Here is an 11,239-nt window from a genome sequence, read left to right as displayed (position 1 = left end):
ATGCCTGTCGGGTGGCGGGCAGGCATGCGCGCGACCGCGCCGGCGGTTGGGCCGGCGCGGTGCGGATCGGGATCGGGACACAGGCCCGGCAAGGCGGGCAGGCACCAAGGCCGGACGGACCTGCGCCCCTCCGGCCCGGTGCAGGGGCGCCCAAGGGCGCCCGAGGCGTCGCCTCAGTTGCTGGCCGGCGGCGTGCTGCCAGCCGGGGCGGCAGGTTCGGTGCTGGCCGGTTCGGTCGCAGGGGCAGCCGGCTCGCTTGCGGCCGGGGCTGCGGGCTCGCTCGCCGCGGGGGCTGCGGCAGGCTCGGTTGCGGCCGGAGCAGCGGGTTCGGCGGCAGGTGCCGGGGCGGTCGCCGCAGGCTGCTCGGCCGGAGCGGTCGCGTCCGGCGCGGTCCCCGACGAGAAGAACCAGTAGACGATGGCCAGCACAACGACCACGGCACCAACAATGAGCCAGAGGTTGCTCTTGTTCTGTTCGGCCATGAATGAAACTCCTTGGAGGTGAGGTTATGGCCTGACAATTCCCGACATGCGAAAGAAGTTCCGGCATCGCGCGCGAAATTTGCCCCCGCCCGGCCGCGATGGGCGGAAAGCCGCGCAAGCGCCGGCGGCCTGCGGGTCGCGATCCGCCTCAATGCGCCACCCCCGCCGCCACGCTTTCGTCGATGAAGCGCCCTTGGGCAAAGCGGTTCAGCCCGAAGGCCGCGGCCAGGGGCCCCGGCCTGCCCTGCGCCACCAGTTCCGCCATGGCCCAGCCCGAGCCGGGAATCGCCTTGAAGCCGCCAGTGCCCCAGCCGCAGTTCACGAAGAGATTGCCCACCGGCGTTGCCGACAGGATGGGCGAGCGGTCGCCGGTCATGTCGACGATGCCGCCCCATTGCCGCAGCATCTTCAGCCGCGACAGCATGGGAAAGGTCTCGACCAGGGCGCGCACGGTTTCCTCGACATGGTGCCAGCTGCCGCGCTGGGTGTAATTGTTGAACCCGTCGGTGCCGCCGCCGATCACCATCTCGCCCTTGTCGGACTGCGACAGGTAGCCGTGCACGGTATTGGCCATGATCACCAGATCGCAGCAGGGCTTGATCGGCTCGCTGACCAGCGCCTGCAGGGCGATCGATTCGATCGGCAGGCGGAACCCCGCCATGTCGGCCAGCACGGAACTGTGCCCGGCGGCGACCAGCACCAGCTTGTCGCAGGCGATGCGGCCGCGGCCGGTGTTCACCGCCGCCACCTGGCCATTCGCGGTCTCGATGCCGGTGACCTCGCAGTTCTGGATGATGTGCATGCCCATGGCCGAACAGGCCCGCGCATAGCCCCAGGCCACGGCGTCATGGCGTGCGGTGCCGCCGCGTTCCTGATAAAGCCCGCCCAGCACCGGATAGCGCGGCCCGTCGATATTGATGATCGGCAGCATGTCCTTGATGCGCCTGGCGCTGACCCATTCCGTGTCGACGCCCTGCAGCTGGTTGGCGATGGCGGTGCGCCGATAGCCGCGCACCTCGTGTTCGGTCTGGGCCAGCATCACCAGGCCGCGCGGGCTGAACATGATGTTGTAGTTCAGATCCTGCGACAGGTTCTCATAAAGTTTCAGCGCCTTGTCATAGATCGCGGCCGAAGGGTCCTGCAGGTAGTTCGAGCGGATGATGGTGGTGTTGCGGCCGGTATTGCCGCCGCCCAGCCAGCCCTTGTCCAGCACCGCGACATCGGTGATGCCGAAGTTGCGGCCCAGGTAATAGGCGGTGGCCAGGCCGTGGCCGCCGGCCCCGACGATGACCACCTGGTATTTCGCCCGCGGCTCGGGGCTGGCCCAGGCGCGCCGCCAGCCGCTGTGCAGCCGCATCGCCTCGCGCGCGATGGCAAAGACCGAATAGCGGCCGGTGCTGGAACTGGCGGATGCGGACATGCGGGCCCCCCCTCGACTCGTCGGTTGCCAGATTGGCGTGGCGGCGGCGCTTCGGCAAGCCGGCTTGCGACCTGCTGACTGTCGCTTTGCGCCGATCGCGGCCGCGGGCGGCAGCGCCCTTTGTCGCAGGCGTCCGAGTCGCAGGGGTTTGACTTTTTCCCCCCGGCGAAACCCGCTATCACCGCCGCGACGCAACAGGGGGACGACATGTTCTGGATCATCTGCGCCGCGCTGGCCGGGATCGTGGCCGCAGCCATCGCGCTGCCGCTGCTGCGCCGCCGTGGCGAGGGCGCCGAGCGGGCCGCCGCCTATGACCTGCGCATCTATCGCGACCAGCTGCGCGAGGTCGAGCGCGATCTGGAACGCGGCGTCATCGACGCGGGCGACGCCGAGCGCCTGCGCGCCGAGATCGGCCGCAAGGTGCTGGCTGCCGACCGGGCGCTGGAACGCGACGCCGACACCGGCGCGCGCAGCGCCGGCGGGCGCGTGGCCCTGCTTTTGCTGGTGCTTGCCCTTGCCGGCGCCTTTGGCCTTTATGCCCGCCTCGGCCAGCAGGGCCGCCCGGATGAGCCGATGGCGGCGCGCATCGCCGCGGCACAGGCGATCTATGACGCCCGCCCCGGCCAGGCCGAGGCCGAGGCCACGGCGCCCAAGCCGCAGCGCCCGGCGCCCGACCCGGAATATGTGGCGCTGATCGCCAAGCTGCGCGAGGCTGTGGCAGGGAACGGCAATGACGCGCGCGGGCTGGAACTGCTGGCCCAGCACGAGGAGCGCCTTGGCAATCTGGCCGCCGCGCGCGCGGCGCAGGCGCAGCTGGTGGCGCTGAAGGGAGATCAGGCAAGCGGCGCAGATCTTGCGCGACTGGCGGCGCTGATGATCGAGGCGGCGGGCGGGCTGATCACCCGCGAAAGCGAGGACACCATCGCCTCTGCCCTGCAGCGCGATCCGCGCAATCCGCAGGCGCGCTTCATGGCCGGGCTCTTGCAGATCCAGAACGGCCGCCCGGACCGCGCCTTTCCGATCTGGGCCGGGCTTCTGGCCGAGGGGCCGCAGGACGCGCCCTGGATCGCGCCGATCCGCGCCTCGATCCAGGATCTGGCCTGGTTTGCCGGCCAGCCGGGCTATACCCCGCCCGAACCCGCCGCCCTGCCCGCGCCCGATGAGGGCAGCGTCGCCGCCTCAGAGGACATGGACCCGGCCGAGCGCCAGCAGATGATCGAGGGCATGGTCCAGGGCATTGAGGACCGGCTGGCCACCCAGGGCGGCACGCCCGAGGAATGGGCGCGGCTGATCGCCTCGCTGGGGGTGCTGGGGCAGAAGGACCGCGCCGCCGGCATCCTGGACGAGGCGCGCAAGCGTTTCGCCAGCAATGCCGCCGCGGCGGATCTGATCGAGGCCGCCGCCCGGCAGGCGGGGCTGGAATGATCTGCCCGACGATCGAGGCCTTTGCCGAGGCCCTGCCCCGTGCCGGCGCCATCGCCGGGCTGGACCTGGGCACCAAGACCATCGGCGTCGCGGTCAGCGACGGGCGGCGTGGCGTCGCCTCGCCGCTGACAGTGATCCGCCGGGTCAAGTTCACCACCGACGCGCAGGCGCTGCTGAAGATCGTGGCCGATCGCGCGCTGGTCGGGCTGGTGCTGGGCCTGCCGCGCAACATGGACGGCAGCGAGGGGCCGCGCGCGCAATCGACCCGCGCCTTCGCCCGCAATCTGGAACGGCTGACGCCCTTGCCGATCGGCTTTTGGGACGAGCGGCTGTCCACCGTGGCCGCCGAACGCGCGCTGCTCGAGGGCGACACCTCGCGCCGGCGCCGGGCCGAGGTCATCGACCAGGTGGCGGCGGGCTATATCCTGCAGGGCGCGCTGGACCGGCTGGGCCATCTGGGATGAGCGCCTCCAGCCCCTGCACCGGCATCTGCCGCATCGAGCCCGCCAGCCGGCTGTGCCGGGGCTGCCTGCGCAGCCTTGAGGAAATCGCCCGCTGGTCCACCATGTCCGAGCCCGAGCGCCGGGCGATCATGGCGCAACTGCCGGCAAGGCGCGGCGCGGTCAGCGGCTGACCAGGCGCATCTCGCGGATCGCCGCCTTCAGCCGCAGCCGGGTCTCGGCCGGCTCGCGCGCCACCGCGTCAAGAATGGCGCGCAAGTCGCCACGCAGCCCGTGCAGCTGGTCGACCAGCGACAGCACCAGCGCCAGCGCGTCCTCCTCGAGCTGATAGCCCTCGGCCAGATCGACCATCAGCCCCAGCCGCGCCAGGTCGAGTTCGCGAAACAGCGGCCCCTGTTCGGACTGCACCGGCAGCACGACACCGGCCAGGATATGGCGTTCAAGCTGGGCCTCGGTCAGCCCCTCGACGGCCAGCAGCGTCTCGCTCAGGGTATAATGGCGCCGGGTCATCGCCCCCTCCTTGGGTCATAGGCATGGCTCTGGCGCCAGGTCTCGATGAAGCGCGCCAGGTCGTCGTCGATGCGGGGCGGCATGACGATCTTCAGCACCAGATGCTGGTCGCCGCGCCGCCCGGCCTCGCCCCGGATGCCGCGCCCCTTCAGGCGCAGCTTCTGGCCGGAGCTGGCGCCGCGCGGGATCGAGAGCTTGACCGGCCCGTCGATGGTCTGCGCCTCGACCTTGCCGCCGAGGATCGCCTCGTCGAGGCTGATGGGCAGCGTGGTCTCGACATCGTCGCCGTCGCGGCGCCAGTCCGGATCCTCGGCCACAATCAGCGTCAGAAGCGCGTCGCCCGGCTCTCCCTCGCCCATGCCGGGGCCACCCTTGCCGCGCAGCCGGATCACCTGGCCGTCGCGGGCGCCCTCGGGGATCTTCACCTCGAGCACGCTGCCATCGGGCATGGTGATGCGCGTCGAGCCACCGCGCGCCGCGGTCATGAAATCGATCTCCAGGGTGAAACGCTGGTCGGGCCCGCGCATGTCGAAGGAATGCGCCCCGCCCCGCCGGCCGCCGCCGCGGCCGAACAGGTCCGAGAACACGCCCGAGAGGTCCTCGAATCCGTGACTCTGGCGATAGGGATTGTCGCCCTGTTCGGCATATTCGCGATAGTAGTGGCGCTGCGGCCGCTCCTGCCCGGCGGCGTCGATCTCGCCCTTGTCGAAACGCGCGCGCTGCGCGGGATCCTTCAGCAGGTCATAGGCGGCAGCGGCGGCCTTGAAGCGCTCATGCGCGGCGGGGTCGGTGTTCAGATCGGGATGGTCGGTCTTGGCGATGCGGCGATAGGCTTTCTTGATCTCGTCTTGGCTGGCGGTCTTGCCCAGCCCCAATGCCTTGTATGGATCGTCGGCCATGACCGGGCTTCCTTTCACCTGACACCAGCGGAACGCGCCGGAACCGCCGCGGTTTCATGCATCTGCCGCATCGGGCGCGGCGTGGCAAGCTGGCCGCCGGGCAGAAAGCCGTCGGCCAGCGGCAGCGCCGCCGCCCCCAGCGCCCGCGCCCGCCGCCCTAGCGTGCCGGCGCGCAGCTCGGGCAGCGCCATGCCGTGATGGCGCATGGCCGCCAGCCGCGCCGCCACCCGCGCCACCAGACCCGCGCGCAGCGCCGCCGGCAGCGCGCCGTCGATCACCACCAGCGGCACGTCCAGCGCCGCCACCGCCGCCAGCGCCGCATGGGCCAGCGCCTGCGCCGCGGCCTCGAGCCAGTCGTGCAGGACCGCTGCCGGCAGGTCCCAGCCCGCGTCCCCTGGCGGCAGCGCATGGCCCAGCGCGCGTTCCAGCACCGAGACCGAGGCGATGTCCAGCACCTGCCCGCCGCCCGGCACCGGGCTTGAGCCCATGGCCCCGGCATTGCCCGAGGGGCCCAGCCGCAGCCGCCCGTCCAGAACCACGCCGCCGCCGGCGAAATGCGCGATGTAGAAATACAGGAAATCCGCAGGCAGTTCCGCACTGCCAAAGACCATCTCGGCGCCGCAGGCGCAGGAGCCGTCGTTTTCCAGCCAGACCGGCATGGCAAGCGCCGCGGCCAGTTCCGCGCGCAGGTCGCGGCCGCGCCAGGGCTGCATTTCTTCGGCCCAGTCCCACAGGAAGAACGGGCTGGCGATGCCCAGGCCCGAGAGCCGCGCCCGCAACCCGGGCTCAAGCCCCGCCAGCAGTTCCGCCACGCCGGCGATGGCAAAGTCACGGATGGCGTCGGGATGCGCCCAGTCATAGCGCAGTTCCAGCGCCTGGCGGATCTGGCCGGCGAAGTCGGCCAGCACCAGTTCCGCCAGCCGCCGCCCGACCTTCAGCCCCAGAAACAGCGCGCCTTGCGGCGCCAGCGCCAGCGGCAGCAGCGGCTGGCCGACCTTGCCGCGCTGCGGCTCGCCCCCGGCATCCAGCAGCCCGGCTGCGATCAGGTTGCGGGTGATGTTGCTGACCGCCTGCGCCGAAAGCCCGGTCGCCTGCGCCAGCGCTGCCCGCGGCAGCGGCCCGTGGCGGCGCACCAGCCACAGGATCAGACGTTCGTTCGGGCTGCGCCCCCCGGCCGTGGCGGGAAGGGAATCGGACATGGCGCCCTCCTTGCGTCATCACATAAATCAACATGATTGATTTATTGACAAGCCCCCGTCCGATATGCTGCCTTGCGCGCGGAGGCGGCGGCGAGACCCGCCCGGAGGAGGAAAGCCATGACCAAGACGAAACTGCTGCGCGCGGCGCTGGCGGGAACTGCCCTGAGCCTGGTTGCCGGCATGGCACAGGCCGCGGATACCGCCTGCCTGATCACCAAGACCGACACCAACCCCTTCTTCGTGAAGATGAAGGAAGGCGCCGAGGCCAAGGCCAAGGAGCTGGGGATCGAGCTGAAGGCCTATGCCGGCAAGATCGACGGCGACCACGAGGCGCAGGTGGCTGCGGTCGAAGCCTGCATCGCCGATGGCGCCAAGGGCATCCTGATCACTGCCTCGGACACCAAGGCCATCGTCGATGCGGTGAAGCCGGCGCGCGATGCGGGCATCCTGGTCATTGCGCTGGATACGCCGCTGGATCCGGTCGATGCCGCCGACGCGACCTTTGCCACCGACAATTTCAAGGCGGGCGAGCTGATCGGCGAGTGGGCCAAGGCCACGCTGGGCGACAAGGCGGCGGATGCCAAGATCGCCATGCTGGATCTGGGCATCTCGCAGCCCTCGGTCGACGTGCTGCGCGACCAGGGTTTCCTGCAGGGTTTCGGCATCGACCTGGGCGATCCGGCCAAATGGGGCGACGAGACCGACCCGCGCATCGTCGGCCATGAGGTCACCTCGGGCAACGAGGAGGGCGGGCTGAAGGCGATGGAGACCCTGCTCGCCAAGGATCCGGCGATCAACCTCGTCTATACGATCAACGAACCCGCCGCCGCCGGCGCCTATGAGGCGCTCAAGGCCGCCGGACGCGACAAGGACGTGGTGATCGTTTCGGTCGACGGCGGCTGCCCAGGGGTCGAGCACGTCAAGGAAGGCGTGATCGGCGCCACTTCGCAGCAATATCCGCTGGACATGGCATCAAAGGGCATCGAGGCCATCGCCGCCTTCGTCAAGGACGGCACCAAGCCCACCCCGACCGAGGGCAAGAACTTTGTCGATACCGGCGTCCAGCTGGTGACCGACAAGCCCGCAGCCGGCGTCGATTCCATCGACAGCGCCAAGGGCACGGACCTGTGCTGGGGCTGATTCGGCGTTGATCGAATCCCGCAGCTGACAAAGACTGGCATCCGGGGGCGGCGCCGCGCGCTGCCCCCGTCGCCTGCCGGATCCCGGCATCAGCAAGGAGACCCTTCATGTCATCCGACAGCAAGGCAGCCGGCAGCTTCGAGGAAGGGCTCAAGGGCGCCTCGGAAAAGGTCGCCGAATTCCACGAGCCGAAATCGGCGCTGAAACGCCTGCAGCACTGGCTGCACATGACGCCCTCGGCGGTGCCAATGATCGTGCTGGTCGCGGCGCTGATCGTTTTCGGCCTGCTTTCGCCGAATTTCTTCAAGGCGGTGACGCTCTCGACCATCCTGCAGCAGATCGCCATCGTCGGCATCCTGGGCTGCGCGCAATCGCTGGTGGTGCTGACCGCGGGCATCGACCTGTCGGTGGGCGCCATCGCGGTGTTTTCATCGGTGCTGATGGGGCAGTTCACCTTTCGCTACGGCATTCCGGCACCGCTGGCCATCGTCGCGGGCCTGGGGCTGGGCACCGCCATGGGCTTTGCCAATGGCTGGCTGGTGGCGCGGGTCAAGCTGCCGCCCTTCATCGTCACGCTGGGGACCTGGCAGATCATCCTGGCGGCGAACTACATCTTTTCCGCCAATGAGACCATCCGCTCCTCGGCCATCGAGGAGCGGGCGCCGGCGCTGCAGTTCTGGGGCCATGCCATCCAGCCCGGCGGGGTGAAGGTGCTTTACGCGGTGTTCCTGATGATCGCGCTGGTCATGGTGCTGTCCTATGTACTGCGCCATACCGCCTGGGGGCGGCATGTCTATGCCGTGGGCGACGACCCGGACGCGGCGGAACTGGCCGGCGTGCGCACCAGCCGTGTGCTGATCCAGGTCTATGCGCTGGCCGGACTGTTCTGCGCCATCGCGGGCTGGGTAATGATCGGGCGCTATGGCTCGGTCTCGCCCTCGGCCTCGACGGGGCAGCTGGGCAACATCCAGTCGATCACCGCGGTGGTGATCGGGGGGATCTCGCTGTTCGGCGGGCGCGGCTCGATCGTCGGCATGTTCTTTGGCGCGTTGATCGTCGGCGTGTTCGAGATGGGGCTGAAGATGGTCGGCACCGATCCGCAATGGACCTTCTTCCTCATCGGGCTGCTCATCATCCTCGCCGTGGCGGTGGACCAGTGGATCAGAAAGGCATCGGCATGACACAGGCGCCGCTTCTGCAGGCCCGCGGCCTGGTCAAGCGCTATGGCAAGGTCACGGCGCTGAACAACTGCGACTTCGAGCTGATGCCGGGCGAGATCCTCGCCGTGATCGGCGACAATGGCGCGGGGAAATCCTCGCTGATCAAGGCGCTGTCCGGCGCGATCCATCCCGATGAGGGCGAGATCATGCTGGAAGGTCGGCCGGTGCGCTTTGCCAGCCCGCTCGAGGCGCGCGGCCATGGCATCGAATGCGTCTACCAGACCCTGGCCATGTCGCCGGCGCTGTCCATCGCCGACAACATGTTCATGGGCCGCGAGCTGCGCAAGCCCGGCATCCTGGGCAAGTGGTTTCGCATGCTGGACCGCCCGGCGATGGAGGCTTTCGCCCGCGAGAAGCTGACCGAGCTGGGGCTGATGACGATCCAGAACATCAACCAGGCGGTGGAAACCCTGTCGGGCGGCCAGCGCCAGGGCGTCGCGGTGGCGCGCGCCGCGGCCTTCGGCTCGAAGGTGGTGATTCTTGACGAGCCCACCGCGGCACTGGGGGTCAAGGAAAGCCGCCGCGTGCTGGAGCTGATCCGCGACGTGCGCGCCCGCGGCATCCCGATCATCCTGATCTCGCACAACATGCCGCATGTGTTCGAGGTGGCGGACCGCATCCATATCCACCGCCTGGGTAGCCGGCTGTGCGTGATCCGGCCCGGCGATCATTCCATGTCGGATGCGGTGGCCTTCATGACCGGCGCCAAGCTGCCCGAGGAGGCCGCCAGCGCCGCCTGACCTTGCAGGGGATGGGGGCTCTGCCCCCGTCCTCGCGGACTCCCCCGGGATATTTGTGCATGAAAGAAATACTGGATCGGATTGCGGCGCTGCCGCCCGGACGGCGGGTGGTCGCGGTCGCCGGCCCCCCGGGTTCGGGAAAATCGACTCTGGCGGCGCGGCTGGTGGCGGCACTGCCGGGCGCGGCGCTGGTGCCGATGGACGGGTTTCACCTGGACAACCGCCTGCTGGATGCAGACGGGTTGCGGCTGCGCAAGGGTGCGCCCGAGACATTCGACGCCGCCGGCCTTGTCGCGCTGATCCGGCGGCTGAAGGTCGGGGGCGCGGCGATCCACCCGCTGTTCGACCGCGAACGCGACCTCGCCATCGCAGGCGCCGGCCGCATCGGTGCCGATGTGGCGCTGGTGCTGGTCGAGGGCAATTACCTGTTGCTGGACCGCCCGGAATGGCGTGACCTGGCCGGGCTGTGGGATCTGTCGGTGATGCTGGATGTGCGGCAGGCGGAATTGCGCCGCCGTCTGACCGAACGCTGGCAGGGGCTGGGACGGTCCCCCGATCAGGTTGCGGCGCATCTGGAAAACGACCTCGCCAATGCCCGCATCGTGGCCGGGGAATCGTTGCCGGCCGACCTGCTGCTGGCGGATGCCTGACTATTTCTTTGGCCGGAACGCCTTGATGCGCGCGGGATCGGTGTCGATCCAGGCGGCACCGATCAGGTCGAGGCAATAGGGTACGGCGGCGAAAACCGCATCAAGGCAGGTGGCGATGGCCGAGGGCTTGCCGGGGATGGTGATCATCAGCGTCCCGCCGCGGATGCCCGCCGTCTGGCGCGACAGGATCGCGGTCGGCACCTCGCGCAGGCTGGCACGGCGCATTTCCTCGCCAAAGCCGGGCAACTCCTTTTCCATGACATCCGCCATGGCCTCGGGGGTCAGGTCGCGGGGCGCGGGGCCGGTGCCGCCGGTGATCAGGATCAGGTCGGCGCCCTCGCGGTCGGCCAGTTCGCGCAGGGTGTCGGCGACGATGTCGCGGCCGTCGGGGATGATCCGACGGGTGATGGTCATCGGGCTGGTGATGGCGGCGCGCAGCCAGTCCTCGGCTCCCGGCCCGCCCTTGTCCTCATATTCGCCGCGCGCGGCGCGGTCCGAGACACTGACGATAGCGATATGGGCGGGGCGGATCATGCAATCACTCCCTTGTCAACAAGTTGCGTTGGAGGCTCGCGTCTCGCAGGGGGAGTATCCTTAACTCTGAGTATCTGGCCCGGCTGACCTGCCCGCGGTCGTCCCTCGTTCATAACGAGAGTCCTTTGGGTTGATAGTGGTCGTTTTCGGGTTGGGCAAGCGCGCCGGGCGCGGAGCCCCCAGTTTGCTCAAGCGCCCGGCGCGCATCGGACGGGGGTCTTGTTGCCCAGCGAGAGATGCGGCCTGACGTGGTTGTAGTCGTAACGCCAGACGGCCAGCTTGCGGCGGGCATCGGCCAGACTGTCAAAGATCTCCTCGTTGAGGCACTCGTCGCGCAGGCTGCCGTTTCTCGGCTGCGCTCCAGCGGCGGCACCGGCCGCCATCCGTGATGATCTCGATCTCAGACATAAGCACATGCTCAGGCATATCCCTGAGCCTCCATGGCTATGCCTGAGTGCCCAGTCGAAACGGGGGCCAATTCAGCCTGATCGGGGGTTTTCCCGTCAAGCGATGAATGCGGGCGGCGGCTGTTGTAGAAGCTGAGATAGCGGCCGATCCC

General features: G+C 69.3%; 13 protein-coding genes and 1 pseudogene. 7 read left to right on the top strand and 7 right to left on the bottom strand.

From position 1 onward, the window contains the following. Nucleotides 1-173 precede the first annotated feature (173 nt). Both WMK75_RS00070 and WMK75_RS00065 read right to left on the bottom strand, forming a co-directional pair. Entirely contained in the window at nt 174-482 is a 309-nt protein-coding gene (locus WMK75_RS00070) for a hypothetical protein (RefSeq protein WP_347265609.1), read from the bottom strand. Between the two features lie 148 nt (nt 483-630). Continuing rightward, nucleotides 631-1,902 (bottom strand): sarcosine oxidase subunit beta family protein, encoded by a 1,272-nt coding sequence (locus tag WMK75_RS00065; RefSeq protein ID WP_347265608.1) that lies wholly within the window; start codon nt 1,900-1,902, stop codon nt 631-633. Nucleotides 1,903-2,109: 207 nt separating this feature from the next. On the opposite strand from WMK75_RS00065, the gene ccmI reads away from it, so the two are divergent. Genes ccmI through WMK75_RS00050 form a run of 3 tightly spaced genes read left to right on the top strand, consistent with a single transcriptional unit; the run spans nt 2,110 to nt 3,961 of the window. Continuing rightward, on the top strand, nt 2,110-3,327 hold the full coding sequence (gene ccmI / locus WMK75_RS00060; RefSeq protein ID WP_347265607.1) for a c-type cytochrome biogenesis protein CcmI: 1,218 nt from the start codon (nt 2,110-2,112) through the stop codon (nt 3,325-3,327). After that, nucleotides 3,324-3,791 (top strand): Holliday junction resolvase RuvX, encoded by a 468-nt coding sequence (gene ruvX / locus WMK75_RS00055; RefSeq protein WP_347265606.1) that lies wholly within the window; start codon nt 3,324-3,326, stop codon nt 3,789-3,791. Before ccmI ends, ruvX begins: the two co-directional genes overlap by 4 nt. Beyond that, nucleotides 3,788-3,961: a DUF1289 domain-containing protein gene (locus WMK75_RS00050; protein WP_347265605.1), complete on the top strand. Its 174-nt coding sequence runs from the start codon at nt 3,788-3,790 to the stop codon at nt 3,959-3,961. Before ruvX ends, WMK75_RS00050 begins: the two co-directional genes overlap by 4 nt. On the opposite strand, the gene WMK75_RS00045 is transcribed toward WMK75_RS00050, so the two are convergent. The 3 genes from WMK75_RS00045 to WMK75_RS00035 are packed head-to-tail and all read right to left on the bottom strand — an operon-like array spanning nt 3,951 to nt 6,396. Then, entirely contained in the window at nt 3,951-4,298 is a 348-nt protein-coding gene (locus WMK75_RS00045) for a hypothetical protein (RefSeq protein ID WP_347265604.1), read from the bottom strand. The two genes, WMK75_RS00050 and WMK75_RS00045, sit on opposite strands and share 11 nt — an antisense overlap. Further along, the gene (locus tag WMK75_RS00040) at nt 4,295-5,197 is read right to left on the bottom strand and encodes a DnaJ C-terminal domain-containing protein (RefSeq protein WP_347265603.1); all 903 of its coding nucleotides are present in this window, start codon (nt 5,195-5,197) and stop codon (nt 4,295-4,297) included. Before WMK75_RS00040 ends, WMK75_RS00045 begins: the two co-directional genes overlap by 4 nt. A gap of 14 nt (nt 5,198-5,211) precedes the next feature. Then, nucleotides 5,212-6,396, bottom strand: coding sequence for an ROK family transcriptional regulator (locus WMK75_RS00035; RefSeq protein WP_347265602.1), 1,185 nt, complete (start codon nt 6,394-6,396; stop codon nt 5,212-5,214). Between the two features lie 117 nt (nt 6,397-6,513). Here WMK75_RS00035 and WMK75_RS00030 point away from each other — a divergent pair, with 117 nt between their 5' ends. The 4 genes from WMK75_RS00030 to WMK75_RS00015 all read left to right on the top strand — a co-directional run bounded on the left by WMK75_RS00030 (nt 6,514) and on the right by WMK75_RS00015 (nt 10,146). Beyond that, nucleotides 6,514-7,536 carry a sugar ABC transporter substrate-binding protein gene (locus tag WMK75_RS00030; RefSeq protein ID WP_347265601.1) on the top strand — a complete coding sequence of 341 codons (1,023 nt, stop codon included), beginning with the start codon at nt 6,514-6,516 and terminating at the stop codon, nt 7,534-7,536. A gap of 107 nt (nt 7,537-7,643) precedes the next feature. Next, nucleotides 7,644-8,717 (top strand): ABC transporter permease, encoded by a 1,074-nt coding sequence (locus tag WMK75_RS00025; RefSeq protein WP_347265600.1) that lies wholly within the window; start codon nt 7,644-7,646, stop codon nt 8,715-8,717. Then, entirely contained in the window at nt 8,714-9,496 is a 783-nt protein-coding gene (locus WMK75_RS00020; protein WP_347265599.1) for an ATP-binding cassette domain-containing protein, read from the top strand. The genes WMK75_RS00025 and WMK75_RS00020 overlap by 4 nt, the downstream gene beginning before the upstream one ends. Nucleotides 9,497-9,555: 59 nt before the next feature. Next, nucleotides 9,556-10,146 carry a nucleoside/nucleotide kinase family protein gene (locus WMK75_RS00015; RefSeq protein ID WP_347265598.1) on the top strand — a complete coding sequence of 197 codons (591 nt, stop codon included), beginning with the start codon at nt 9,556-9,558 and terminating at the stop codon, nt 10,144-10,146. Here the strand turns inward: WMK75_RS00015 and mog are convergent, their stop codons facing one another. After that, entirely contained in the window at nt 10,147-10,680 is a 534-nt protein-coding gene (gene mog, locus WMK75_RS00010) for a molybdopterin adenylyltransferase (RefSeq protein WP_347265597.1), read from the bottom strand. It abuts the gene before it with no gap. Between the two features lie 109 nt (nt 10,681-10,789). Next, nucleotides 10,790-11,027, bottom strand: a pseudogene (locus tag WMK75_RS00005) (transposase); the annotation flags it as partial. Nucleotides 11,028-11,239: the final 212 nt, after the last annotated feature.

It is taken from the genome of Paracoccus sp. (in: a-proteobacteria), assembly GCF_039808215.1.
GTDB lineage: Bacteria > Pseudomonadota > Alphaproteobacteria > Rhodobacterales > Rhodobacteraceae > Paracoccus.
This window is presented reverse-complemented; position numbering and strand designations above follow the sequence as displayed.